Annotated in this window: 24 protein-coding genes; 13 read left to right on the top strand and 11 right to left on the bottom strand. The window is 44.7% G+C overall.

Annotated elements, in window-relative coordinates:
• The first annotated feature begins 4 nt into the window (after positions 1 to 4).
• The 3 genes from cysN (at position 5) to cysC (ending at position 3,892) form a co-directional block, all read left to right on the top strand.
• The gene (gene cysN, locus M9196_RS20540; RefSeq protein WP_250619378.1) at positions 5 to 1,417 is read left to right on the top strand and encodes a sulfate adenylyltransferase subunit CysN; all 1,413 of its coding nucleotides are present in this window, start codon (positions 5 to 7) and stop codon (positions 1,415 to 1,417) included.
• A 102-nt stretch (positions 1,418 to 1,519) separates the two neighbouring features.
• Positions 1,520 to 3,244 carry an SLC13 family permease gene (locus M9196_RS20535; RefSeq protein ID WP_250619377.1) on the top strand — a complete coding sequence of 575 codons (1,725 nt, stop codon included), beginning with the start codon at positions 1,520 to 1,522 and terminating at the stop codon, positions 3,242 to 3,244.
• 30 nt (positions 3,245 to 3,274) lie between these two features.
• Positions 3,275 to 3,892: an adenylyl-sulfate kinase gene (gene cysC / locus M9196_RS20530; RefSeq protein WP_250619376.1), complete on the top strand. Its 618-nt coding sequence runs from the start codon at positions 3,275 to 3,277 to the stop codon at positions 3,890 to 3,892.
• Between the two features lie 108 nt (positions 3,893 to 4,000).
• Here the strand turns inward: cysC and M9196_RS20525 are convergent, their stop codons facing one another.
• The 7 genes from M9196_RS20525 to M9196_RS20495 form a co-directional block, all read right to left on the bottom strand.
• Positions 4,001 to 4,906, bottom strand: a complete 906-nt coding sequence (locus M9196_RS20525) for a TIGR03899 family protein (protein WP_250619375.1) — start codon at positions 4,904 to 4,906, stop codon at positions 4,001 to 4,003.
• Between the two features lie 360 nt (positions 4,907 to 5,266).
• Positions 5,267 to 5,788 (bottom strand): DUF3299 domain-containing protein, encoded by a 522-nt coding sequence (locus tag M9196_RS20520; protein ID WP_250619374.1) that lies wholly within the window; start codon positions 5,786 to 5,788, stop codon positions 5,267 to 5,269.
• A 10-nt stretch (positions 5,789 to 5,798) separates the two neighbouring features.
• Positions 5,799 to 7,058, bottom strand: a complete 1,260-nt coding sequence (locus M9196_RS20515; RefSeq protein ID WP_250619373.1) for an ABC transporter permease — start codon at positions 7,056 to 7,058, stop codon at positions 5,799 to 5,801.
• Positions 7,055 to 7,744 carry an ABC transporter ATP-binding protein gene (locus tag M9196_RS20510; protein WP_250619372.1) on the bottom strand — a complete coding sequence of 230 codons (690 nt, stop codon included), beginning with the start codon at positions 7,742 to 7,744 and terminating at the stop codon, positions 7,055 to 7,057. Before M9196_RS20510 ends, M9196_RS20515 begins: the two co-directional genes overlap by 4 nt.
• A 63-nt stretch (positions 7,745 to 7,807) precedes the next feature.
• Entirely contained in the window at positions 7,808 to 8,506 is a 699-nt protein-coding gene (zrgA, locus tag M9196_RS20505) for a zinc uptake protein ZrgA (protein WP_250619371.1), read from the bottom strand.
• Between the two features lie 48 nt (positions 8,507 to 8,554).
• Positions 8,555 to 8,857: a DUF2607 family protein gene (locus tag M9196_RS20500; RefSeq protein WP_250619370.1), complete on the bottom strand. Its 303-nt coding sequence runs from the start codon at positions 8,855 to 8,857 to the stop codon at positions 8,555 to 8,557.
• Between the two features lie 122 nt (positions 8,858 to 8,979).
• Positions 8,980 to 9,531: a YtfJ family protein gene (locus M9196_RS20495; RefSeq protein ID WP_250619369.1), complete on the bottom strand. Its 552-nt coding sequence runs from the start codon at positions 9,529 to 9,531 to the stop codon at positions 8,980 to 8,982.
• Positions 9,532 to 9,811: 280 nt separating this feature from the next.
• On the opposite strand from M9196_RS20495, the gene M9196_RS20490 reads away from it, so the two are divergent.
• On the top strand, positions 9,812 to 10,012 hold the full coding sequence (locus M9196_RS20490) for a DUF1107 family protein (RefSeq protein ID WP_250619368.1): 201 nt from the start codon (positions 9,812 to 9,814) through the stop codon (positions 10,010 to 10,012).
• A 96-nt stretch (positions 10,013 to 10,108) separates the two neighbouring features.
• On the opposite strand, the gene msrA is transcribed toward M9196_RS20490, so the two are convergent.
• Positions 10,109 to 10,729, bottom strand: coding sequence for a peptide-methionine (S)-S-oxide reductase MsrA (gene msrA, locus M9196_RS20485; RefSeq protein WP_250619367.1), 621 nt, complete (start codon positions 10,727 to 10,729; stop codon positions 10,109 to 10,111).
• Positions 10,730 to 10,895: 166 nt separating this feature from the next.
• Between msrA and tamA the strand changes: the two genes are divergently transcribed.
• From tamA to M9196_RS20470, 3 genes are all read left to right on the top strand, one after another.
• A complete protein-coding gene (gene tamA, locus M9196_RS20480) occupies positions 10,896 to 12,611 on the top strand; it encodes an autotransporter assembly complex protein TamA (RefSeq protein WP_250619366.1) in 1,716 nt (571 codons plus the stop codon).
• Complete coding sequence (gene tamB, locus M9196_RS20475) at positions 12,611 to 16,408, top strand: autotransporter assembly complex protein TamB (protein WP_250619398.1); 3,798 nt, start codon at positions 12,611 to 12,613, stop codon at positions 16,406 to 16,408. The genes tamA and tamB overlap by 1 nt, the downstream gene beginning before the upstream one ends.
• A gap of 96 nt (positions 16,409 to 16,504) precedes the next feature.
• Positions 16,505 to 16,855: a DUF2799 domain-containing protein gene (locus M9196_RS20470; protein ID WP_250619365.1), complete on the top strand. Its 351-nt coding sequence runs from the start codon at positions 16,505 to 16,507 to the stop codon at positions 16,853 to 16,855.
• 108 nt (positions 16,856 to 16,963) lie between these two features.
• On the opposite strand, the gene ppa is transcribed toward M9196_RS20470, so the two are convergent.
• Positions 16,964 to 17,494, bottom strand: a complete 531-nt coding sequence (ppa, locus tag M9196_RS20465) for an inorganic diphosphatase (protein WP_250619364.1) — start codon at positions 17,492 to 17,494, stop codon at positions 16,964 to 16,966.
• Positions 17,495 to 17,643: 149 nt separating this feature from the next.
• A complete protein-coding gene (fbp, locus tag M9196_RS20460) occupies positions 17,644 to 18,657 on the bottom strand; it encodes a class 1 fructose-bisphosphatase (protein WP_250619363.1) in 1,014 nt (337 codons plus the stop codon).
• Between the two features lie 259 nt (positions 18,658 to 18,916).
• Here fbp and mpl point away from each other — a divergent pair, with 259 nt between their 5' ends.
• From mpl to thiQ, 5 genes are all read left to right on the top strand, one after another.
• Positions 18,917 to 20,266, top strand: coding sequence for a UDP-N-acetylmuramate:L-alanyl-gamma-D-glutamyl-meso-diaminopimelate ligase (gene mpl, locus M9196_RS20455; RefSeq protein ID WP_250619397.1), 1,350 nt, complete (start codon positions 18,917 to 18,919; stop codon positions 20,264 to 20,266).
• Positions 20,266 to 20,886 carry a flavin prenyltransferase UbiX gene (locus M9196_RS20450; RefSeq protein ID WP_250619362.1) on the top strand — a complete coding sequence of 207 codons (621 nt, stop codon included), beginning with the start codon at positions 20,266 to 20,268 and terminating at the stop codon, positions 20,884 to 20,886. The genes mpl and M9196_RS20450 overlap by 1 nt, the downstream gene beginning before the upstream one ends.
• A 155-nt stretch (positions 20,887 to 21,041) precedes the next feature.
• Positions 21,042 to 22,031, top strand: a complete 990-nt coding sequence (gene thiB, locus M9196_RS20445; protein WP_319946373.1) for a thiamine ABC transporter substrate binding subunit — start codon at positions 21,042 to 21,044, stop codon at positions 22,029 to 22,031.
• A gap of 93 nt (positions 22,032 to 22,124) precedes the next feature.
• Positions 22,125 to 23,720, top strand: a complete 1,596-nt coding sequence (gene thiP, locus M9196_RS20440; RefSeq protein WP_250619361.1) for a thiamine/thiamine pyrophosphate ABC transporter permease — start codon at positions 22,125 to 22,127, stop codon at positions 23,718 to 23,720.
• Between the two features lie 5 nt (positions 23,721 to 23,725).
• A complete protein-coding gene (gene thiQ, locus M9196_RS20435) occupies positions 23,726 to 24,433 on the top strand; it encodes a thiamine ABC transporter ATP-binding protein (protein ID WP_250619395.1) in 708 nt (235 codons plus the stop codon).
• A 78-nt stretch (positions 24,434 to 24,511) separates the two neighbouring features.
• Here thiQ and yjgA read toward each other — a convergent pair whose 3' ends face one another.
• Positions 24,512 to 25,072 (bottom strand): ribosome biogenesis factor YjgA, encoded by a 561-nt coding sequence (gene yjgA, locus M9196_RS20430; RefSeq protein ID WP_250619360.1) that lies wholly within the window; start codon positions 25,070 to 25,072, stop codon positions 24,512 to 24,514.
• Between the two features lie 118 nt (positions 25,073 to 25,190).
• On the opposite strand from yjgA, the gene pmbA reads away from it, so the two are divergent.
• A complete protein-coding gene (gene pmbA, locus M9196_RS20425) occupies positions 25,191 to 26,534 on the top strand; it encodes a metalloprotease PmbA (protein ID WP_250619359.1) in 1,344 nt (447 codons plus the stop codon).
• Positions 26,535 to 26,565 lie beyond the last annotated feature (31 nt).

Below are 26,565 nucleotides of genomic sequence, written 5' to 3'. Positions count from 1 at the left end.
CATTATGAATAGCGCAGTAGAAGCACAACTTGCCGAGCTAGGCATTGAGGGATACCTCAATCAGCATCAACACAAATCCTTACTTCGATTTCTGACCTGTGGTTCAGTTGATGATGGTAAGAGTACGTTAATTGGGCGCTTGCTCCATGACTCGAAGCAAATTTATGAAGATCAACTAGCTGCTGTTCACTCAGATAGCCAACGCGTAGGGACAACAGGGGATAAGCCTGACCTTGCGTTGTTAGTTGACGGTTTGCAAGCTGAGCGTGAACAAGGTATTACCATCGATGTTGCTTATCGTTATTTTTCAACACAAAAGCGAAAGTTCATCATTGCCGATACTCCTGGGCATGAACAATATACTCGTAATATGGCAACTGGGGCATCAACCTGTGATTTAGCCGTGATCTTGGTCGATGCACGTAAAGGCATGTTAGATCAAACTCGACGTCATTCCTTTATCGCTAGTTTGTTGGGATTAAAGCACTTTGTTGTTGCTGTTAATAAAATGGACTTAGTTGATTTTTCTCAACAACGATTTGAATCCATTCGTGATGATTATTTAGCGTTTTCAGAGAAGCTAGGGAAAGGCATTGATATTCAAATTATTCCGCTATCAGCGCTTGATGGCGATAACGTGGTTGAGACCAGTGAGAATATGCCTTGGTATCAAGGAAAGCCGCTTTTAGAGTTGCTTGAGAATGTCGATATTGATCAAGACAAACGCTATGGTGAATTCCGTTTCCCTGTGCAATATGTCAGCCGTCCAAATTTAGATTTTCGTGGTTTTGCTGGAACAATTGGCTCCGGTGAAGTGCGAGTCGGCGACGAAATTAAGTCATTACCATCAGGAAAAACATCCACCATCGAGAGTATTGTCACGTTTGATGGAAACTTAGACGTCGCCTTTGCCGGGCAAGCGGTGACGTTAACGTTGAGCGATGAAATTGATATTAGCCGAGGTGACTTGATCGTTAAGCAAGAAGCTAAGGTCACGTCTTCCAACCGATTACTGGCGGATGTGGTTTGGATGACAGATGACGCGCTGGCGGCTGGTAAAACGTACGACATCAAGATTGCAGGTAAGCAGACTCAAGGTCAATTGGAGGCGGTGCGTCTTCAGTATGACATTAATACGCTTGCATCATTTGAGACAGAAACCTTACCTCTAAATGGTATTGGTTTATGTGAGTGGTCACTCACTGAGTCTGTCGCCATTGATAACTACGATGCCGTTCAAGATACAGGAGGCTTTATTATTATTGATCGCCTCACCAATGTAACTGTTGGAGCGGGTTTAGTCCGTGATGCGTTGGCAGAGCAAGAACGTTCACCTAAAGAGCGCATGGGTGCGTTTGAAAGTGAGCTAAAGGCGTTAATTATGAAGCACTTCCCTGAGTGGGATGCAAAAATTTAACGTGTAGCCCTAGTGGGGTGAATGACTGTTTACTCGGTCGATGATCTCGTCAGCTTGATGATAGATTAATCGACCGTGTAACCGCTATCGAGGATAAGGATTATGTGGGAACAGGGAGTGGTCCTAGCGCTATTGATGTCAATCATTAGCTGCTTAGTTGCAACTCAAATTAAACCTAGCCTTATTTTTGCTGGTGCAGCATTTATTGCTTTCATTAGCGGTATGACAGAATTGAGTGTTATCGCCACTAACTTCACTAACTCATCGTTATTGACATTAGTGCTGCTGATTATGTCTTCTGCTGCTTTAGAGAAGACACGCTTGATTAGCTGGGTTAGTCGCTCTATTGCAACCGGAAGACTGGGGTCGGTGGTTGCCAAACTGGGGATTTCTACGGCCCTGTTGTCTTCATTTACCAATAATACCGCTGTCGTTGTCTCCCTTATTGGGGCGATCAAACGCAATCAGCGTCATGCCCCTTCTAAATTACTCATCCCTTTATCTTATGCGGCCATATTGGGGGGAACCCTAACTCTTATTGGTACGTCAACCAACCTAATTATTAATAGTTTTGTTGAAGATGTTGGATTACCGAGTCTTGATTTTTTTGCACCAACTTGGATTGGTCTGAGTGTCCTAATTGGTGGTGTCATCATTTTAATCCCACTGAGCTATCTGTTACCAAACTATGATGATGATAACCAAGATGAACTGCCTTACTTTTTAGAAGCAAGGGTTGAGCCCGGGTCGCCGCTCGTGGGGGGCAGTATTGCCGAGAATAACTTACGAGCACTAAGAAAACTGTTCTTAGCCGAAGTCGTCCGTGATGGTGACACGCTGGCGTCCGTTGGCCCCGACTTTGTGTTGAAGGCAAAAGACAGGTTACTGTTTTGTGGTGACGTAGAGAGTGTGAATACGCTGCAAGAAATTAATGGGCTAACGTTCTTTGGTCAGCATCATTTAAATGGTCAAAACTTACTCGAAGTTGTGGTGAGCTCTTCTGCTACGTTTTGTAATAAGACCCTGAAATCGAGTCACTTTCGCGACAAGTTTGATGCCGTCGTTGTTGCTATTCGTCGTGGACATGAACGTTTGGAAGGTGGGTTAGGAAACATTGTTTTGCAAGCGGGTGATACTTTGGTCTTAGCGCCGGGGAAGCGTTTTGAGGATGAAAGACGAAAGTACCGTAAAGAGTTTGTCTTAGTGAATGACTTGGATTCAAGTGCCCGATTGGATATAGCAAAGTCGAGTTACGTGCTGCTGGGGTTTGTAGCGGTGATTGTGTTAGCGCTTACTAACATCTTACCCATTATCAAAGGGCTAGCGCTTTATCTTATTGCGATTCTTGCTTTTGGCATTGTTAATATCGGTGAACTAAGACGACGTTTTCCTACCGATATTGTGGTGATTGTTGGCTCAGCGTTGTCTATTGCTCAATTGATGATCTCGACAGGTTTATCCGCTCGGATGGGCGATATGTTTATGGAGCTGTTTAATGGTTGGGGAGTCTTTGGTGCTTTAGTGGCGACGTATCTTGTGACCTTAATTCTCACAGAGCTGATTACCAATAATGCTGCCGCCGCCCTTGCGTTCCCGATTGGCTACAGTATGGCGGTGGGCTACGGAGTCGATCCGATGCCGTTTATTATGGCGGTGTTATTTGGCGCCAGTGCTAGCTTCATTTCTCCTTATGGTTATCAAACGAACTTATTGGTGTATAGCGTTGGTAACTACCAACTTAAAGATTATCTGCGAATAGGCATCCCTATTTCTATCGTGTATTCGGTACTGGTATTAGCGCTTATTCCGTACTTCTTTCCATTTTAATATTTATGAAAGTGACAATTAAGGATTTATATGTCGGACATTACTGTAGAGAAAGATGAGAACGTGATCTGGCATCAGCATTACGTCACCAAATTGCAGCGCTCGGAATTAAAGCAGCAAAAACCCGTTGTGTTGTGGTTTACCGGACTGTCTGGTGCCGGGAAGTCCACCGTTGCGGGCGCATTAGAAACGGAGCTACTTCGTTTAGGTCATCATACTTATCTACTGGACGGGGATAATGTCAGGCATGGTTTGTGTCGAGATCTTGGTTTTTCACAACAGGACAGGCGCGAGAATATTCGCCGTGTTGGCGAGTTAGCAAAACTGATGGCGGATGCTGGATTGATTGTACTTTCGGCGTTTATCTCACCTCATAAAGAAGAGCGGGCGTTAGTGAAATCACTGCTTCCTGATGGGGAGTTTTTAGAGGTGTTTGTCGACGCGAGTCTAGCGGTATGTGAATCAAGGGATCCTAAAGGCTTGTACAAGAAAGCACGAGCGGGTGAAATTGCGAACTTTACTGGTATTGATTCTGAATATGAACAGCCTAGTAACCCTGATATCCACCTTCAAGCGAGTGACAAAAGTGTCGCGGCGCTGGTGGCTGATTGCTTAGCGGTACTTAAAGAAAAAGGAATCATTGGTTAATCCCAGCAGATGACTTCTTCAGACGGCTACTTTGGTAAGGAATAGGGGGAAATACTCTGTTCCTTGCCTTTTACTTTGCATTCGTATCTTAGTGATGAGTGCCTATCATTAGACTTGATGGTGAAAAGACGGCGTTAATTCTCCTGAAACAGTGAACTTCTTATTGAGCAAATTCACCAGTTTATCTTGGTACTGAGTATTCCCTCTATGCCCTAGCAGTTGGCATAGTTCATTCCCTGTTGGAGTAAAGCGATAGTAGGTGAGCCGAATACCTTTCAGCTTAGATTGCAGCTGAAACTCGCTTCCTTGGTAGTTGAGCTTCAATGCCGGCTCTTGCGCAATTTCCCCTGATTCGAGCTCTGTGCCTAATAAAATGCCCAGTTCTATAAGTAATAATAGGCTTGAATATGGCAGGTTAAATTCACCTAGACTCAGTTCGTCGAAACTCTCTCTTTTTGAAAAGCTAAAGAGTCCCGCATGATGTTTAATACCCAATAGTAGCTTTCGGCTACTGTCTGCGCCAAAGCTGCACGCGAGAGATGCTGCTCGTTGAAGTGTCTGAGCTTCTTTTGGTGTCATATCCCTAAGCGTTTTTAGTGCTTTCATGGAAGTGGAACCGGGGTTAGTGACTTCTCTTTTAAGCACTTGCGCCCAGAGTTTTTGCATGGACGTATTGTGAATGTCCTGAGCCATATCAAAAAAGCGCAGTAGCCAATCAAAGTCAGGTTCGCTTGATACTTCGCTGTTGCACGCTTGAAGTGATAACTTGACGATTTGTTCTAGGTTTTTTTGTCGCTGCTCTTTGCGCTGTTTGTCTCGTTGTATTGCTCGTTCAAAAGCACTTTTACTAGGGGACTCTTCACCGATAAGTGCATCAAGTAAGTGATTTTTAGCAATGGATCGAATACGACTCGCACTGTCGCGCATATGAGTGCTCTTTTTCTGAGTTTGCTCAGTACGTGCGGATGTCGCCTCAATGATTGGAGATGGACTGCTGGTCGTTACATTGCTCATAGTCATACACTTGACCGGTTAGATGAGAGTTTGGATGAAAGATAAATTTAGCGAGGTTTTGCTGTTATGACTAGCGCTATTTGTGTGAGCTATTTTCCGATTTAACAATTAGAGCAGGTATGTTGTAAAAACACCTAGGCTAAATGATAAATATTTGTTAAATTTATTGGGTGGGTAAGGGGGGCGTTATGCGGCACTCAGGAGAACATAAGCTCAAGAAACATATCTCGACGGTATTGTTACTAGGCGTCTATATCGGCGTGCTAGCGTATCTTTCAACTTATATTAGTTAAACGTTATACGCTAGCAGACCATTCATTTTGTTACGCAGCTTTTTGTTGCGTACTTGTTATTTGCATTCTAGTTATCATCGTAATCTTCAATATGGAGACCTTCAATTAAGTAACCTGTCTCGGCAAGTTCAGAATTAATGGTCTCTGTCTTTAATGTTCCGACAACATAAATGACATCCCATAGACGATGCACGGGCGCGCCTTCTTTAAATTTCACATAAACGATTTGGTTTGGTGGTGGTGGCGGTACGTGTATGCAAGCACCAAAATAGGGAACCAATAAAAACTCAGTCACCGTATCTTCATCGCCTTCAAGGGGGACGACAAAGCCGGGTATTTTTACGGTGCTACCATCAAGCTCTTGACGAACGGTGCCAAGTTTTGACTGCTCCATTTGCCCACCAGAGTGATTGGTAATAGGCATACCGATCGCATCAAACTGATTTCGCTCCGCTTCAGGGATTAAATCGATCCAATCAAGTTTTAGCACTTCGCTATCGCTACTTTCGCTACCTTGAGCGAGGGAAGGAGGTAGACATAAGCCCATAGTCAGCATAATGACACAGCTTATGCGAGTGAATATTGTCATAAAAATCTCGTTATACTCGGATGGTCATACCATCACTTAAAGATTGTTGATAGGCCCGTAACGCAGGGAAGAAGCCGATAAGGATCCCTGCCAACTGCACAAAACCAAGTAGTAGCCATTCATGTTGGCTGATACCTGATAAGGTTATACTAATACCATATTGTGACGCAATGATCGGACTGGCAATGGCAAGTAGACCGTAAGTACCAGCGACGCCCACAATTATGCCGACCGTAGTTAACGCGGTTGCTTCACTAACCAACAATGCAAAAACATGCCTCGGTCTTGCTCCCATCGCCCGTAGAATCGCCATTTCACGTCGACGCTCTTGTAAGCTGGTTAATAGACTAGATAACATTCCCATCAATCCTGCAACCACGACAAAAATAGAGACCATTAACAGCGCTTGCTCGGCAACACTCATTAAACCCCATAATTCATGTAAGGCGATACCTGGCATGATGGCGCTTAATGGCTCTTGTTTATAGGTGTTGATTTGTCGTTGTAGTGCAAAGGTTTGGATTTTACTGTTGAGCCCTACCAACATGGCAGTAATTTGCTTGGGCTGGAAATCCATCGTTTCTAATTGCTCTTTGCTTGGGGCATTGCCCAAGTTAGCACCGGTTTCCCATCCTACGTGTATGGCTTCGATAGCGCCAAGTGAGACATGTACTGTTTTGTCGACGGGTGTCCCGGTTGGGGCTAATACGCCGACGACTTTAAAGGGGAGGTTATCGTGGCGGCTGAAACTAACATCGCTAATACCGTGAGCAATAATGATTTCACTGCCAATCTTGTAGCCCAATGATTTAGCCACATCTGAGCCGAGGACCGTTTCAAATATACCATCAAAGGCGCGACCTTGGCTAAAGGCCAAAGCCTGCTTTTGACCGTACTGATAGTGCTCGAAATAACTGTGGTTGGTCCCCATGACTCGAAAGCCTTTATGCGAATCGCCAAGAGAAATTGGAATCGCCCATTTGACGGCTTTGTGCTGACTAAATTCTTCATAGCTTCGCCAGTCAATGTTATTGGTGGCATTGCCAATGCGAAATACTGAGTAGAGCAATAAGTTAATTTGACCTGACCGTCCCCCAACAATTAAGTCGGTACCGGAAATAGTATTCGCAAAACTACTTTTTGCTTGAGTACGAATACGTTCGACGCCCATTAATAAGATAACGGAAATTGCTACGGTGAGTACGGTGAGTATGGCGGTGGTTTTGCGATTAAGTACGCTTTTCCATGCCAGTTTTAGGGTGATACTCATGATGACCTCGCCTGATTTAAAACAGTTAAATTGGCACTGCGGCTAAACAGCGGCTCTAAACTTGGATCGTGACTAACGAATACCATGGTTGAGTTGGCCTGATTTGCTTGCTCCATTAAGAGTGTGATGAAGGCTTCGCGATTATCATGGTCGAGTGCGGACGTGGGTTCATCCGCAATGAGAATTTCTGGTTGTCCGATCAAAGCGCGTGCTGCCGCCACTCTTTGCTGTTGGCCGATACTCAGTTCAACAACAGGCTTCATCCATAGTTGTGAGTCAAGGTGCAACTGTTGTAGTAAGTGCTTAGCCTCGTCTTGGAGTGTGCCTGAAACTTTATTACGGCGATGTTGGGAAAACTCACAAGGCAGTGTGACATTATCAATGACTGACAGATAAGGGATTAGATTAAATTGTTGAAAAATATAACCAATATGGTCTGCTCGAAAACGGTCTCTGTGTCGCGATGGCAGCTCGGTCAAGGATTGCCCTAGTGCTTTAACCTCACCTGAATCGGCGGTATTAATACCTGTCAGTAGGCTTAGTAGTGTCGACTTTCCACTGCCACTTGGCCCTTTTAAGAATAAATGTTCACCTTGCTCAATGACGAGCTTTGGAATCTCTATGGTGGGTGGTTGGTTTTTTTGCCAGCAAAAAGAAACATTGCTGAGCTCAATTACATTCGTCATAAAGGCCTCACTAAATATGCCCCGAGCGAAAGCTCAGGGCAGCAGTTAAACGAGTCGAATTCGTTAAAATTGGATCGTGGTTGACGTTGAGTTGAGCTCACTAGCAGATTGAGCGTTGTCGGTTAATAGGTTAACGGATACTTTCTCAGTTGATGGGAAGTGAGTAAACCACTGGGTTTCAATTGTTGAGAGATCAGACAGGTTTGAACAACTAAATTGGTATTGCACGGTAAACTCACCGTGTCCATCATCGTGGTCGTGGTCGTGGTCGTGGTCGTCATGTTCAGCGTGTTTCTCATGGTCATGGTCGTCATGGCCATCATGTTCAGCGTGTTTCTCATGGTCATGGTCGTCATGGCCATCGTGTTCAGCGTGTTTCTCGTGGTCATGGTCGTCATGGCCATCATGTTCAGCGTGTTTCTCATGATCGTGGTCATCATGGCCGCCTAGCCCGTGTTCAATATGAGTATCAACGAGTGTACAGCCGAGTGAGCTTGGTAACGTAAAAATCTTGCTTGGTTGTGCCAATAAGGCTTCAGCGTCAGCAATTGCCTGTTTCTCGGCTTCGTTTTTCGCACTATGCTCGAATCCAACAACATCGGCGCCTGGTGCTGTAATTTCAAATAACAAATCTTGGCCATCTTGAGCAATATTCATCGCTACTTGTCCATGGACATGAGCCTCATGTTGACGAAACTCGTCATTTGCGACAGCAATAGGGGAAGCGATGATAGTGGCGAGTAAAGTCATACGTAATTTCATGGTGATTCCTAATAAATAAAATATTGAGTAAAAATGGGGATGTATACGTTAACCGATCATCGGGGGAGAGCGAGCCGTCACAGATAAAGGCGGTTGGTTGGCCACTTCATTGAAAGAGGAAGTGGTGGTATCCGGAGCAAATGTTGGAGTTGGAATCGTTAAGCTAGAGGTCAGAATAGAGTGTGAGCCTTTGCCATAAAGCGCACAGTGGTGATGTTGATGATCACTATGTGTGTCGTAGTGATGCTCGATGGAGATAAAATTAATAGCGAGTAGAAGGAAAGCCAATGCGAGAGCATGATACAAGGTTGTACCTGGTGTAGCAGCATGGGTTCGTAACACGACAGGCACTCTTCTCTTTAAATTTGATTGTTATAGTATAACAATCAAATTTTTTTTCCAGATGAATGGCAAGGTTTATTTGATAGGGAACTAGCAAGGGAGAATGCAACTCCCTTGCCGTATGGGGAAATTTATAGATTTTGCTTGATTAGCTCTAGTACCGTGTTCAGCTCATCGTCACTTAACACCCCTTCTTTGACGAATAGGACTTTCCCTGATTTATCTTGCACAATAATAGCCGAGCTTTCGGCTTCTAATTGCCATGCATTTGCCACAAGACCATGTTCGTCAAGCACCATGGATGACCAAGGGAATTCTTTTTTGCTGTCTTCTGCCGATGATTTTACAAATGACCCCGTACCCCACATCGCATCATCTTGATTGATAACCGTTGTTGTTTGATAGCTGTCTTCTGGGAATTTTTCAGCTGTAATGGCTGCCATAAGCGGGGCATTCATTTTTTTAGAGCTACTGCGCCCTGCTATCGCTTGGATAACGCGTACTTTCCCGAGCATTTGTGCGCTTTTCCAAGCGCTATAATTAATGGTGTCGCCTTCTAGTAAAAGTTCACCGTGAGCATCGACGGAGACAGAGCGAGCAGCTGAGCCAACTTGAACGTTGGTCGCGAATGCGAGTGTTGGTAGGCAAAGTAATGTTAAAGATAGGAGAGACTTTAGTTTCATTGTGATATTTCCATATTATTATTTGATAATCGCGATAACCATAGGTGAACCTCAGGTTAACTACAACTTGTAGCTGTCGATTTGGCCAAGATGTGTACGTAACTTGATAAAATCATTACAAGCATAACAGTGATTTATAACTTGTTGCAAAGATGTTAATTTCATTTTGTCTAATGCGAAAGTTCAGGTATACTTGTCAACAGACGCAAAAGATATTGCGAGGCACGGCAAAAAAGCGGTGCAAGACGACATTTACTCAAATGGATATTGAGGTTAGGTTATGCTAAAAAAATTTACGGTTTATCGTCCGAAACAGATCGCAAAGTTTGTAAAAACGTTATTCAAAGGGCAATTTTTTATTGCTGGGCTTGGATTGTTTATGTTCGACAATGGCAAGGTACTACTTCCGGGGATGGAAGATCGACGTAAACTGGATGCGTTCAAAGAGATTAACGGTGAGATTGCTGCTTTAGCGATATAAGCAGTCCAACCAAACAAAAAATGCCTCAGACTTGTCTGGGGCATTTTTTTGTTCTCACTTAGCATGTGCACTATATCTAGCATGCACAGCATATTGTTATTGAGGAGGGAAGCAAACGCCAGTTCCGCCTATGCCGCAATAGCCATTCGGATTCTTAGCTAAATATTGCTGGTGGTAGACTTCAGCAAAATAGTACTGGTTAGAGAGTTTAATCTCGGTTTGAATATCACCTTTATCTCCTAGCGCGCGCTGAAACTGTTGTTTAGTGGTTTGCGCCAATGCTAACTGCTGGTCATCATTGCAATAGATGGCAGAGCGATACTGCGTACCGACATCATTACCTTGACGCATTCCTTGGGTCGGATCGTGCTTTTCCCAAAAAACTTTGAGAAGATCAGTGAGAGTAGTGCGCGTGATGTTATAGACAATACGCACAACCTCAGTGTGTCCAGTCATACCTGAACAGACTTCTTCGTAAGTTGGGTTAGGTGTATAGCCACCCGCGTAGCCAACGGAGGTTGTTGTGATCCCGGGTAGTTGCCAAAAAACACGCTCAGCCCCCCAAAAGCAGCCTAAGCCAACTATAATACTTTCTTCATTCTCAGCTAAAGGAGCGGTGACATCATTGTGGAATATAAAGTGAGGCTCCATTGTGGCGATGGCGTTTTCTCTACCGGGAAGCGCTTCTGCTTCTGAAATCATGTCCGTTTTTCGCATGGGGATTCCTTTTTTAGTCGGCTATAAGCAGTGTAGGTGACGAAATATTGTATAAAAAATGATATTTTCTATGGGTATGAGTTGTTAAATACAGACTTACAAATTGAACAAGGTTATCATTTAATGTAATAACAAAAATAGTGAATTTCAGTCTCGACAATAAAGCATGATAAAGAGAGTTTTTCCACCGCTAATGTTCATGATCGCTTCAATGTCTCTCATGGCTGCTGAAGACATCGATTTGAACATCAAAGGATTGAGCGGCCCGTTAAAAGATAATGTGGATGCGTACGTATCTGCTATCTCCCCTAGCGAATACTCTACTTCGCTACGTTTTCAATCCCGCATTACTAAAGAAATTAACTCAGCGCTGAATGCGTTAGGGTATTACCATGCCGATATTAAATTCTCCACCAACGAGCAGCAAGATGAACTAATGGTGGAGGTGACGCCAGGGCAACCGATGCGGATTAAACTGGTGGATGTTGAACTTAGTGGTGAGGCGAAAGAAGACGCAGACTTTTTGCGTTTGATTCGGGTGACGCCAGTTAAAGAAGGTAAGGTTCTCAATCAAGGCGAATATGACACTTTGAAGTCGAGTATTCGTAATTTGGCGTTACAAAAAGGCTATTTTGATGGGGCGTTTACACTGAGTCGGCTTGAGGTTGTTCCTGAGCTGAATCAAGCATTTGTTCGGTTACACTTTGATAGTGGTATTCGTTATAAATTTGGTTCGTCAACCATAACAGGCAGCCAGATTGATATTGATCGCGTGCAATCGCTGCAACCATATAAAAGCGGTGATTATTATCAAGTGGGGAAAGTTGGCGAATTTAACCAAGGTTTATCCAACACTGAATGGTTTTCCTCTGTTTTTGTTGAGCCCGATTTGGAGCAAGTCGGCAATGGTCGTGAGTTACCGATGAAGGTGTCATTAGCGCCACAGGTTAGAAATCAGTTTGAAACAGGTTTGGGCTATTCAACCGATGTCGGAGCTAAGGTTAAGTTTAAATGGAAAAAGCCATGGATTAACTCTCGTGGCCACAGCTTCAATACCAGTCTTGATCTTTCTATCCCAGAGCAACAGGTCACGGCAGCCTATAAAATCCCACTAGATGATGTTTTGAGAGATTATTACGTGATTCAGTATGGACTGAAAAACGTTAATCGAACCGATAAAAAGACTCTAGAATCTAATTTGGGTTTTGAACGGCATTGGGTGCTCGATAGTGGTTGGCACCGCACCGCATATATTCGGTATTTAGTTGAAGACTATGAGCGTAATTTAGAAGGTGATGTTGGTCAGTTTGTTTTGCCGGGCCTTTCTTATTCGCGCGTTGTGTCGCGCGGTGGCGTATTACCGATGAGTGGTAATAAACAAACCATTATGTTTGAGGTCGGCGACAAGCGGGCGTTATCAGAAACCTCCGTGTTCAGGGTGCGAGGAACCTCAACATGGATCAGCAGTATCGGCGAAAACCATCGTGGTCTATTTAAGGTTGATGTCGGTGCCAATATTGCCGATGACCCTTCAAAACTATCGCCATCTTTGCGTTTCTACGCGGGTGGTGACAATAGCATTAGAGGTTATGACTACGAAAGTATTTCTCCTGTTGATACCGCGGGAATTAAGACTGGTGGTCAATATTTGGCGACCAGTACGCTTGAATATCAGTACCGTATATACAATAACTGGTGGGCGGCAACGTTCTTTGATGTAGGTGATGCCTTTGACGATACACCAGTTTGGAAGCGTGGTGCAGGCGTTGGGATACGTTGGGTATCACCTGTTGGGCCTATTAAATTCGATTTTGCCAAGGGGCTAGACCAAAAGCCAGAAGCAGAATGGCGAATCCACTTTAGTTTAGGGCCAGAGTTATGATGATAAAAGTTTGGCGAGTAACAAAGTGGTTGTCTGTGACGTTCGTATTAATACTGACGCTCCTATTAGCAACGCTTGCCTTTGCTCTGTTTACTAATACTGGATTAAACGCAATTTTATGGGGAGCAAACCAAGCGCTACCAGAGCTTAAAGTTGAGTCAACTAAGGGGGCGCTGTTTCCTCGCTTTACTTTAAACAATGTGGCGTTTAAAGATGAATCTCTGTTTATCGACTTAGCTGCGGATTCATTGACACTGGCGGTTGATCTCAATTGTCTCAGTGACCCTAGAGTGTGCGTTAATGAACTGGCGATTCAGGGGTTAGACTTTTCAATGCCTGAAATCGCGCCGAGTGAGCCTTCTCCTGAACCCTCAGAGCCGCTCACCAGCGTATCGACCCCCATCCCAATCGCAATCGGTAAGGTGAACCTTGCCAATATTAATTTGGATATTTTGGGTACCAAAGTCAGCTGGGAGCGCTTTACCACATCGCTGTCTATGACCGGTTCAAAGCTATCTATTGGTAAAACGCTGTTGGCGACACCGACCGTTGCTTTACCTCTGACACCAGATAAATCAGAGACTACAGCTAAGAACGAAACCTCGGCAGAGCGTTCCACTGTCGCCGTTGAAACCTCGACAGAAGAGCCTGCTCGCGCGATTGAGTTACCAGAAGTTCTTATCCCTCTATTCGTTAACATTACTCGTCTAGATATCCGCGATTTTACCCTACAGCAAGAAGAGCCGATAATTGTCCATCACCTTGGGTTGCAAGGCTTCGCGGGTAAGCATGATGTTCATATTGAAAGTCTTGAACTCGCGATGCCACAGGTTGATGCTTCTTTGTCTGGCAACGTTGCGCTAATAAAAGACTACCCACTTGATTTGGTTTTGGACGCGCAGCTAAACGAAACGGATCTTGCTGGGCAAAAACTGGCCCTGACCGCGAAAGGGAGTGTTGGCGATTTACAATTGAATAGTCATTTCTCAGGAGTCATTGACGCCGTCTTGTCTGGAGATATTCAGCCATTAGAGCCAACATTACCGTTTGATCTTGTTTTGTCGAAGGGCAAGGCCGCGTGGCCTTTGAAAGGCGAGAGCGAGTATCAGGTCATTGTTGATCAGCTTAAAGCCAAAGGGTCACTGGAAGGCTACGAGGTGGCGTTAAAAACACAGGCATCAGGCACACCCATACCGGATGTTGATGTTGAATTACAAGGTAAAGGTGACCTTAAGCAAATTAACCTTGAAACATTAACGGTCGATTCTCTTGGCGGCTCTATTCAGGGAGCGGTGATGGCAAATTGGGAAGCGCCAGTCAATTGGAAAGCCGATATCATGTTGTCGCATATTCAGCCCGGTCTGCAATGGCCAGAAGCCGAAGGTGACATCAGCGGGCAAATCGTGACTTCAGGCGCATTGACCGAAGCTGGTGGCTGGCAAGTGAAAGTCCCTAAGCTCGACATCGTCGGTGTTTTACGTGATTACCCGTTATTGGTGAAAGGGCAACTAGAGGCTGCGGATCAATCAGGAACAGGAAAGCTGAGTATTAATACCGATGGCTTGTCATTGGCGCATGGTCCTAACAACATGAACGCAAAGGGCAGCTTGCATAGTGACTGGGATATGAATGTTGCTATCGACTTTCCTGATATCGCCAAGACAGTGCCAGAGCTACAAGGCTTGTTGGTCGGCACCGTGGCCTTGAAAGGTAAGATGCAAGAACCCGATATTCGTTTAGATGTGCAGGTAAAGCAGGCTAAATGGCAGCAAGAGGCAAGTATCGACACATTATCGCTTTCTGGTGCCGCGCAACCATTGCCGATTGAGCAAGCTAACGCCGATCTTCGTTTGCAGGCTTCCGGTATTCAGTATCAAGACCAAAAAGTCGATTCGTTAGATGTCACTGTGCAAGGGACGCAAGCAAAACATGAACTGAACTTAGACTTAGTTTCAACACTGTTGTCTGCTCAGTTAAAAATAGTCGGGAATCTAGTTGATAAACCTAGTCTTATTTGGACAGGTGAGTTAGCGAGCGCTCACTTTGAAACGGAGCAAGGGCCAGTAGATCTGCAAAATCCGATTCAAGCTAAAGTGGATATTGATAAGCAACGTGCCGATGTCAGTGCCCATTGCTGGAAGCAATCAGAATCAAGAATATGCTTAGAGAAAGATATTCAAGCTGGGGCTTCTGGTGAGGCTTTGGTGACTCTGAAAAACTTTAATTTTGAGCAAATTAAATCGTTTATACCAGAGCAAACACGCGTAGAGGGATCGGCCAATGCCACCGTATGGGCAAAGTGGGCACCTGAAACTTCACCTGAAGTGAAAGTAGACCTTAAGCTACCTAAGGGACAAGTGACACAGGAGCTAGAAATCCCGCTTGTGGTTGGATGGGAGTCAATAGAACTCAAAGCAAACCTGGCTAATGACCAGTTGGATGCTTCTTGGTTGCTCGATGTCACGGATAATGGTGACCTGTCGGGTAAGGTCACATTGCCTAACGTTCTCGCAGAGGACAAGCAAATTGATGGCGAGTTAAACCTCTCTACTTTTAATTTGGATTTCTTACAACCGATTGTAGGGGAGTTTAACAAGCTGAAGGCCAACCTTTCATCGACGATTCAGATTAAAGGTGATGCTTTACATCCACAACTTTATGGTGACTTTAAGGTAGAAGACTTATCGCTTAAAGGTGACATATCACCGATAGAAGTTGACTCTGGAGGCTTGGTACTAAGTCTCAATGGGTATGATGGTGTGATTGACGCAAAAATTCAAACCAGTGACGGTGAACTGTTGATCAACGGTGATGGTAATTGGCAAGACCTACAAGACTGGCGAACTAAACTGCGAATCTTTGCTGAGGAATTAAAGGTTGATGTACCGCCAATGGTGAAAGTGAAAGTGGTGCCCGATATGACCATTGAAGCGACACCAAAGCTAGCTAAAGTCACAGGCAGCATTGGCTTACCATGGGGGCGTATTGTTGTTGAAGAGTTGCCACCTAGCGCTGTTGCGGTGTCGAGTGATCAGGTGATACTTAATGCTGACTTAACACCACTCGATGATTCAATCCCGGTGCCTTTCAATATCGAAACTGACATTTCCATCTCTATTGGTAATGACTTCACCGTGTCTGCTTTTGGTCTTAAGGGTGATTTACGCGGTAAACTTCATGTCTCTCAAAAAGATAAAGGGCCATTTATCCAAGGGGAAGTAAATATCGTAAATGGTTCTTATAGCTCTTTTGGTCAAGATCTTCTTATTGATGAAGGTAAGATCTTGATGACCGGGCCAGTGGATCAGCCTTATGTGAATATCAAAGCCATTCGTAATCCAGATACGACCGCCGATGATGTCACGGCCGGGGTCAAGGTGACGGGGCTGGCCACAGAACCTAAGATCGAGATATTTTCCGATCCAACGATGCCACAGGCTAATGCACTGTCTTACTTGCTCCGAGGACAAGATATTGACGGCGAAACTGGCGGGAATGCACTGACAACGACACTTATTGGTCTCAGTTTAGCGAAAAGCGGTAAGGTAGTTGGTGAAATTGGGCAAGCATTTGGGGTTCAAGACCTACAGCTCGATACCGCAGGAAGTGGCGATGACTCTCAGGTGACCGTTAGCGGTTATGTATTGCCGGGGTTACAGGTCAAATATGGCGTCGGTATATTTAACTCACTGGGGGAATTTACTGTCCGCTATCGTATTATTGAAGATTTCTATGTTGAGGCGGTGTCGGGGCTCTATAGTTCAGTGGTCTTCTTATATCAATTTGAAGTTGATTGATGACAATAGCTGGTTGTTCAATGTGAGTGATATGCTGCTACAGTTAATAAGTCGTGAGACAAATGAGTAAGCGGATTAGTTTGCATGAGGTCAGCCATGAAAAATTTTAGTGTGATGGCTTTGGGTCTACTGATGGCAGGATGTGTTCAATTACAGCCGCCAACAAGTGATGACAATCAAGCATGGAACGAATTTGGTCAAGCTTGGGCGATGAAAGGCTATGTTGTTAAAAGTCGTAGTGAGTTGGAGCAGGATGCGCCATCGTTAAGTAGTGAACAGTATAAGCAATACCAAACTGGGTACTCGTTAGGAAAAGATGAGTATTGTCAGCAGGACCCATTTGTTCTGGGGTTGAACGGTAGAATTTATTACGGGATTTGCCAAGATGTTAGCCGTACGTTTTTAGATGAATATTGGCGAGGAAAACAATCTAGAGCAAAGCGTTGATAAGTTGATTGTCTGAAAGAGACGGTGTGAAATGACTCTAGAATGCTATTTCAGTATTCAGTCGTCTACTGCGAAAAAGCGCTCATACAGAGCGCTTTTTTATGGTCACTATTTTTGTTGTGCTCGGTCATAAGAGCTGATAATTTCCTCTCTGGCAGCTTGAATATCTGCCCAACCCTCTACTTTTACCCACTTACCAGGCTCCAGCTCTTTATAGCGCTCAAAGAACTGGGTGATTTGGGCTTTAAGCAGCTCTGGAATATCATCGACATCTTGGATGTGTTCATACTCTTTTGATATTTTACTGTGCGGGACGGCAAAAATTTTGGCATCTTCGCCAGATTCATCGGTCATCTTTAAAACACCCACCGGACGACAGCGAATAACAGAACCTGGGATGAGTGGGTAGGGTGTTGGCACTAATACGTCAACAGGATCACCATCGAGCGAAAGCGTGTCGTTAACGTAACCATAATTGCAGGGATAGAACATGGGGGCGGACATGAATCGGTCGACGAAGACAGCTCCAGAATCTTTATCCACTTCATATTTTATTGGGTCGGCATTAGCCGGGATCTCAATGACGACATAAATATCATCAGGCAGTGACTTACCAGCAGGTACGTGGTTTAAGCTCATTTGGATTTTCCTTCTTTATTCTAAATCCCTATAGATACTAAGGATAGGCGTTATCATTCAAATGGGTTAAACAAAGTATATACGCTGAAAATTAAAACAAAAAGTGCCTCACTGAGAGGCACTTCTAATTTGTTTAACTTGTGGAAAAATTATTGCTCTGGGTATTCTTCTAAGAAAGATTCAACCTTATCGACCATGAGTTTCGAACCCACAAAGAAAGGCACTCGTTGGTGAAGTTCCGTTGGCTTAATATCCATAATACGCTGATTACCATCAGAGGCGGTGCCACCAGCTTGTTCCATAATAAAGGCCATTGGGTTGCACTCATACAACAAACGAAGCTTTCCGCTTGGGTGGCTTTGTGTGCTTGGGTACAAGTAAATGCCACCTTTTAGTAGGTTACGGTGAAAATCTGATACCAAAGAGCCAATATAACGAGACGTATACGGGCGGTTTTCACTTGGCTCATTTTCTTGGCAGTACTTGATGTACTTTTTTACACCCAAAGGGAAACGGATGTAGTTACCTTCGTTGATTGAGTAGATTGAACCATCTTCAGGAACCATCATGTTTTCATGAGATAGGCAGAAGGTGCCAATTGATGGGTCGTAGGTGAAGCCGTTGACGCCTTTACCAGTGGTGTAAACCAGCATAGTCGAAGAACCGTAGACCACGTAACCCGCAGCGACTTGTTTATTTCCAGGCTGCAAAAAATCTTCTTGAGTTGGAGGTGTGCCGATTGGCGAAACACGACGGTAGATAGAAAAAATGGTGCCGACAGACACGTTGACATCGATGTTAGATGAACCATCAAGCGGGTCCATTAGTACGACATACTTTGCGTTTTTATTAAGCTCTTTATTAAAGGCAACGGCTTCATCTTCTTCTTCGCTGGCAACACCACATACTTGGTCACGAGCTTCAAGAGCCGCTTTGAATTTCTCATTAGCGTAAAGGTCAAGTTTTTGCTGAGCTTCACCTTGTACATTCTCAGTACCTACTGCACCAGTGATGTCAACAAGGCCTGCTTTATTAATTTCGCGGTTTACAATTTTTGCAGCAAGTCGAATTGAAGAGATAAGGGATGATAAATCACCACTGGCATGGGGGAAGTCGTTTTGTTTCTCAACAATAAATTCGCCGAGGGTGCGCATTTCAGACATGGTCTTTCCTTTAATCTGCTAACTATTATCTTTGGGGGAGAAGTGTGAGTGAACGAGTTGGGGGTATTCATCTACACACATGGAATATTGTATGGGGCAGAACTTTTTAATGGTAATGAAGTAACCTTGGAAAAGGGCTATTTGTATGATGAATGTCACAAAATGCCGCGTAACTGTTAACTTCCTCGCTTTTATAGCGTGGTTTGGGTATATATAGCGAAAGCGAGAAAGAAGTACAGTGAACAAAAGAGAACCTAAAATGCATATTCATATTCTTGGTATTTGTGGCACCTTTATGGGTGGCGCAGCCGTTCTAGCTCAACAATTAGGCCATCGAGTCACCGGTAGTGACGCTAACGTTTATCCCCCAATGAGTACACTTCTTGAATCTCAGGGCATTGAGATTATTGAAGGCTTTGATCCTAGCCAATTGGATCCGGCACCAGATTTAGTTGTGATCGGCAATGCAATGAGCCGTGGTAACCCTTGTGTAGAGTATGTCTTGAATCGAAATATCAAATACACATCAGGTCCTCAATGGTTGCAAGAGTTCTTGCTTCATGACCGCTGGGTTATTGCCGTATCTGGTACTCATGGTAAAACGACGACGTCGAGCATGCTAAGTTGGATTCTTGAAGAGTGTGGTTATCAGCCCGGCTTTTTAGTCGGAGGCGTGTTGGGCAATTTTGGACAGTCGGCTCGGTTAGGTGAGTCGATGTTTTTTGTTGTCGAGGCTGATGAGTACGACAGTGCTTTCTTTGACAAGCGCTCTAAGTTTGTTCATTACCGCCCTCGAACGCTCATCATGAATAACCTTGAATTTGATCATGCGGATATCTTTGATGATCTCGAAGCGATAAAACGACAGTTCCATCACTTGGTTCGGACAGTGCCGGGAAATGGGCGAATTCTTGCGCCTTCAGACGATAAGGCGCTGAAAGATGTGCTGGGACGAGGTTGTTGGAGTGAGGTAGAGCATACCGGAGCGTTAGCCGATTGGAGTGCGGTGAAACAGCACAAAGATGGTTCTCATTTTGATGTTTACTTACATGGTGACAAAGTGGGTGAGGTTAAGTGGGATTTGGTTGGTGACCATAATGTGGATAATGCACTGATGGCCATTGCAGGCGCTCGGCATGTTGGCGTGACGCCTGATCTTGCTTGTGCTGCGTTAGCGAAGTTTATTAATACCAAGCGCCGCCTTGAATTTAAAGGTGAAGTGAACCAGATTGAAATTTATGATGACTTTGCTCATCACCCTACGGCGATACAGCTCACCCTTGAAGGATTGAGAAACAAAGTGGGTGAAAAGCGCATCTTGGCAGTATTAGAGCCTCGCTCAGCCACGATGAAGCAAGGTGTGCACAAAGATAAACTTGCCGATTCTCTGCAGCATGCTGATGAGGTATTTTTACTGCAACCGGATAACATTGATTGGTCCGTCAACGATATCGCCACTAGCTGCTCTCAACCTGTAGAAGTGAGAAGTAGTGTGGATGAGTTAGTCACGGCGATTCAATCGAAGGCCCAAGCTGGCGACCAAATACTGGTGATGAGTAACGGTGGGTTCGGTGGTATTCATCAGAAACTATTAGAGAGACTTGCTTAATGAACGCAACCAACAAAGCCATCACGCTGGCGTTTACCGGTGCTTCTGGTGCTCCTTATGGTATGAGATTACTGGAGTGTCTTTTAGCGGCGGACTACACCGTACACTTATTGATTTCTTCAGCGGCACGAGTGGTGTTAGCAACAGAGCATGATATCAAACTGCCAAGTGGACCCGAGGCGGCACATAAGCAGCTGGTGGCGCGTCTAAATTGTGAGCCAGATAAGCTTGTGGTGTGCGGAAAAGAGGATTGGTTTTCCCCCGTCGCATCGGGTTCTGCGGCGCCTAAGCAAATGATCATTTGCCCGTGTTCTGCTGGTAGTGTAGCGGCTATTGCTCATGGGATGTCTGACAACCTTATTGAACGTGCTGCTGATGTGGTATTGAAAGAGCGAGGGCAGCTGCTGTTAGTCGTGCGTGAAACGCCGTTTTCGACATTGCATTTAGAGAATATGCATAAACTGTCCACCATGGGCGTGACGATAATGCCTGCCGCACCTGGTTTTTATCATCAACCTAAGAGCATTGATGACTTAGTCGACTTCATTGTGGCACGAGTACTCGATCACATGGGTATTGAGCAAGCTTTAGTACCGCGCTGGGGCTATGACCAAAGATAGAGGAATAGGGATGGTGAATATGTGATGCAGCGGTTACAATTCATTATCAATCTTGTTACAGGCGCTTTGCTATTGAGACGTTGTTACTGATACTTCGGTGCAAAGACTGTTTTGAAGAAAAAAAACAATAACTAAGGATAGTATTAGTGAACAACATCCGTTTATCTAAAGTAGCCATCGCTACTTCCCTTCTGGCGCTCACACAAATGGCAAGTGCATCGACATTAACGGTGTATACCTATGACTCATTTGCATCAGACTGGGGACCTGGGCCTGCAATTAAAAAAGCGTTCGAAGCGCAATGTGATTGCGAGCTGCAATTGGTTGCTTTGGATGATGGTGTGTCGATCCTCAATCGGTTACGCCTTGAAGGTACTTCCTCAAAAGCGGATGTGGTATTAGGTCTTGATAATAATTTAATGAGCGAAGCCAAAGCGTCAGGTCTGCTGGCAAATCACAAAGTTGATACCAAGAACCTTGTGTTACCCAATGGTTGGAAAGACGACGTATTTGTCCCCTTTGATTACGGTTATTTTGCGTTTGTGTACAACAAAGAAAAAGTGAAAACACCGCCTACCAGTCTTAAAGCGCTCATTGAAGAACGTGATGATCTTAGTGTGATTTACCAAGACCCACGAACGTCGACGCCCGGGCAAGGTTTACTGTTATGGATGAAGTCGGTGTATGGCGATAACGCCAGTGAAGCGTGGCAGCAGTTAGCCAAAAAAACCGTTACCGTGACAAAAGGATGGTCTGAAGCGTACTCCATGTTCCTCGAAGGCGAGGCGGATTTGGTATTATCGTACACCACATCGCCGGCTTATCACCTTATCGCCGAGCAAGATGCTCGATTCGTTGCCGCTGACTTCGTGGAAGGACACTATACCCAAGTTGAAGTCGCCGCTAAGGTTGCCAGCACCAAAAACGACAAATTAGCCGATGAGTTTATGCAGTTCGTCGTATCTGATGACTTTCAGTCTCAAATTCCAACGGGCAATTGGATGTATCCAGTTGTGGAGCGTGAGTTACCTGCTGGGTTTGATGCACTCACCGTACCGAGTAAATCGCTGACCTTCACACCTGATGAAGTTGCCAAACACCGTAAAGCTTGGATACGAGAGTGGCAGTCTGCGCTTATTCAATAGTATTAGGTGACTCAGTGATAGACTAAAACCTATGGGTTGGAGTTAAACACTTTTATATAGCGGCCTTTATTGGGCCGTTTTTTCGAGGTCTATGTGATACGCACACCAAAAACAGGCATTGTCATTGTCATCATTATCGCCAGTTACGTGGTGGCATCGCTTTGGACGTTGTTATCTTATTCATCACTTGCCAACTTCAGTGAGTTGATCACGGATAGTTACTATCTTCATGTCGCCAAATTTAGCTTTTATCAAGCGACCCTTTCTACTGGCTTGAGTGTGGGTTTGGCTTTACCAGTTGCTCATGCGCTGTCGCGTCGTCGATTTTTAGGCCGAAACTATCTTCTTAAGGTGTTTGGAACTACTCTTGTTTTGCCTGTGCTGGTGGGTGTATTTGGTATTCTTTCCGTCTACGGAAATCAGGGTGTTGTCGCTCAGCTCTTAGGATTATTCAATACCACATTGCCTTTTTCCATATATGGGTTAAATGGCATTTTGATCGCCCATGTGTTTTTTAATCTTCCCTTTGCAACGCGCTTGCTATTGATGACGATTGAAAGCGTTCCTAGTGAACAGCGTAAATTGGCAAAACATTTGGGTATGGGAAGTTGGAGCTGCTTTAAATTTGTTGAATGGCCTAGACTTAAGCAGCATTTGCCTCATGTTGTGGGCCTCGTCTTTATGCTTTGTTTTACCAGTTTTGCAACGGTTATGGCATTGGGAGGCGGGCCGAAAGCGACGACGATTGAGCTGGCTATCTACCAAGCCATTAAGTTCGACTTTGATTTGCAGGTTGGTGCAGTATTAGCGATGTGGCAAATGGGTATTTGCTCTGTATTGGTTTTACTTGTTGGCCGCTTTAGTAAAGTGTTGGACGGAGCGAGTACTTTTAGTCACGCCACACCAATTCAGTCATCAGATACCTGGAGTAAGCGGCTTTGGGATTCTTTTTGGATCATCGCAAGTCTATTGCTGGTCACGCCGCCTTTATTGATGGTGGTCCTTAGTGGATTAAATCACAAAGTTTATGAGGTGTTAACGGATGCTATATTCTGGCAATCGCTAATATCGTCTTTGCAAGTGGCGATGCTCTCCGCTGTGATCGCCGCGATTGCCGGCATCTTGATATTGAGTTCCACGCGAATGCTACGGCTGAAAGCGCAATCACGCCTTGCCGATAAAATTGAATTGGTTGGCACGGTGATACTGGTGACCCCAGCATTAGTGATTAGTACCGCGACATTCTTGATGTTACGTGGTTTGACCGATGTCTTTAGTTTAGCGGTGGTGATTGTTGTCCTTGTTAATGCGTTAATGGCTCTGCCGTTTGTGATTAAAACGCTCAGCCAACCTATGCTTCAACTGGCAACACAGTATCATCTACTTTGGCGAAGTCTTGGCATTTTAGGCGTTGCGCGATTCTTTAGTATGGAGTGGCGAGCGTTGCGAGCGCCATTAATGCATGCATTTTCAATGAGTTTTATCCTTTCATTAGGGGATTTAACCGTGATTGCCTTGTTTGGCAGTCAAGACTTTAAAACACTTCCCTTATATCTCTATCAACTGTTGGGAAGCTATCAAATGCAGGCTGCTGCGGTGGTTTCATTGGTGTTATTTACCATAAGCATTGGGATGTTCTCGCTGACAGATCGCCTAGTAGTGAAAAACAGACATCGGGAGTCGCAGTAAAGATGATGCTGGAATTGAAGCAAACAAGATATCGCTATCACCAAGAATGGTTTGATTTCACATTAGGGGCCAAGCAAGGTGAGATCTTGGCATTAATAGGGCCTAGTGGTGCGGGTAAATCAACATTGTTGGCAATGGTGTCTGGTTTTTGTGAACCAGAATCAGGGGAGGTCCTAATCGAGGGGCAATCAATGTTGCCGCTGGAACCTCATCAGCGACCGCTGGCAATGTTATTTCAAGATAATAACCTTTTTGAGCACCTTAGTGTGCAAGACAATATTGTTCTGGGCATTCACCCCTCACTTAAGGTAACGCCTGACATTCTCAAAAAGGTAAAGGAAGCGGCAAGTAAAGTGGGATTACAAGACTATTTATCTCGTTTGCCAGCAGAACTTTCTGGGGGGCAGAAGCAACGCGTGGCTTTAGCTCGTTGTTTTGTTCAATCCCGACCATTATGGCTATTAGATGAACCTTTCTCAGCGCTAGATCCGTTATTGAGAAAAGAGATGTTGTCGGTGGTAAAAAATCTGGCAGAGGAAAATGGTATTACGGTTGTCATGGTGACACACCACTTGCATGATGCAAAGGCGATTGCTCATCGTTTTGCTTACCTTTCCAAAGGGACTATTTCGGTGGCGGGTAGCATTGATTCATTGAACGGTTATCATGACCATGCTGAACTGGCAGAGTTTGTTTTAGCGGCGCAGCATTAAAAACGACGATCCAGCGCAGTGATTAAAAGAGTGAAGAAAGAAGTGAGCACGAGTTCGTTCTCACTTCTTACATTGACTCTAGCTGTTTTGGTCTTGCTCTTGTGCTAGTGCTTCTTCTTTCGCTTCTTCTTCTGCTTTTAGCATTTGGAAAATCTCACGAAATGCTTTAGCTGGTTTAGAGGCTGCTTTCTCTTTCTTTGCTTGACGAGCAAGTTGGCGTAAGCGTTGGCGGTCAAGGTCCGGATACGACTCGATGGCTTCCGCAATAGCTGAATCGCCTTCTTCCACAATCTTATCTCTTAGCTCTTCCAACTTATGCAATGCAGCCGTTTGTTGAGAGTGCTTATTGCGGATTTTATCCAGTGCCGCTTGAATAGGCTCTGGATCAACATTACGCATGACTTTGCCAATGTATTGTAACTGACGACGGCGAGCTTCATTTTTAAAACGTTGCGCGTCTTTGATTGCATCTCTTAGGTCATCGCTAAGCGGGAATTTTGCCAACACGGAAGGTTTTAACCCTACAAGCTCTTCGCCTAGTTTTTGTAACGCTTCCATGTCGTTTTTCATTTCGGTTCTACTTACCCAAATGATTTCTTCTTCTTCTTCCCACGGTGCTTTCTGATTTTTGCGAGCCATGTTTTCTGCCTATATCACTATCTCGTTACGAATATTGCCTATTTTAGCAAGAAATCTGGGGAGAAAGCGAAAAGCTTGTTATTCTAGACAAAGATAATTGATAAAAGTTAGATGGATTATGGACGTAAGAGAGCAAGTCGCTCAGCAGCAAGCTGAGCTGGAAGCCGCGGTAGCAAAAGCTTTGGACATGGCATCTGTGAGTGCCGACGCTGCGGAAGTCGCCATTACAAAAAGTACCGGACTAAGCGTCTCAACACGTATGTGCGAAGTTGAAAACGTTGAGTTTAACAGTGATGGTGCTCTTGGAATCACGGTATACCGAGGTCAGCGTAAAGGCAGTGCCTCTACGTCAGATTTGAGCGAAAAAGCCATTGCGCAGACCGTCGCAGCAGCGCTGGATATTGCACAATATACGTCAGAAGATCCATTTGCAGGACCTGCACCTAAAGAGCTGATGGTCTCCAATATTCCAGACCTTGATCTTTTCCACCCTGATGAGCCGAATCCTGATGTTGCCGCACAGCGAGCAATTGAAGCAGAAAAAGCGGCATTATCTTACAGCGATAAGATTAAGCAAAGTGACGGCGCAAGCTATGACAGCCATTACGGCGTTAAAGTCTATGGCAACAGTCACGGCCTGCTTGCTGGTTATGCATCTAGTCGCCACAGTATCAGTTGTAGTGTGATTGGTCAGGGCCAAAATGGTGATATGGAGCGTGATTATAGCTATACGCTTGCCCGTCACATCGATGATCTCTGGTCCCCAGAGCGAGTAGGTAAAGAAGCCGCATCGAAAACCATTCAAAGGTTAGACCCGCAGAAAATTAAAACTGGAAAGTACCCAGTGTTATTTGCTAACGATGTAGCTACGGGGTTAATGGGACATCTAGTCATGGCGATTAGTGGTGGAAACCTTTACCGAAAATCCTCATTTTTACTTGATAAACTGGGGGAGACGATTCTTCCTGACTGGTTTCAAGTTGAAGAGAAACCACATGTGCTTCGCGGTTTAGCGTCTAGCCCATTTGATAGTGAAGGCGTGTTTACTCAAGACCTAGAAATTATCAAAGATGGCAAGTTAGCAACGTATTTGTTAACCAGTTATGCGGCGCGCAAAATGAATATGACACCAACAGGCCATGCTGGTGGTATTCATAACTGGTACGTCAAAAATACCGGCCAAGATTTTGAAACCATGCTTAAAACACTCGGGACGGGCTTGCTCGTCACAGAAGTTATGGGGCAGGGAGTCAACACCGTTACGGGTGATTATTCACGTGGCGCTGCTGGATTCTGGGTTGAAAATGGTGAAATTCAATACCCTGTATCTGAAATCACTGTCGCTTCAAACTTAGAAACGATGTTTAAAAATATCGTTGCTGTTGGTAGTGATGTTGAAACCCGCTCGCAGATTCAAACGGGTTCGATCTTAATTGAATCAATGAAGGTCGCGGGAGATTAAGTTGATAACTACTTTTATAGTTAGCTAGCTT

Source organism: Vibrio methylphosphonaticus, assembly GCF_023634655.1.
Classification (GTDB): domain Bacteria; phylum Pseudomonadota; class Gammaproteobacteria; order Enterobacterales; family Vibrionaceae; genus Vibrio; species Vibrio methylphosphonaticus.
The sequence above is the reverse complement of the archived record's forward strand: the minus strand, read 5'-3'. Positions and strand labels throughout refer to the sequence as shown.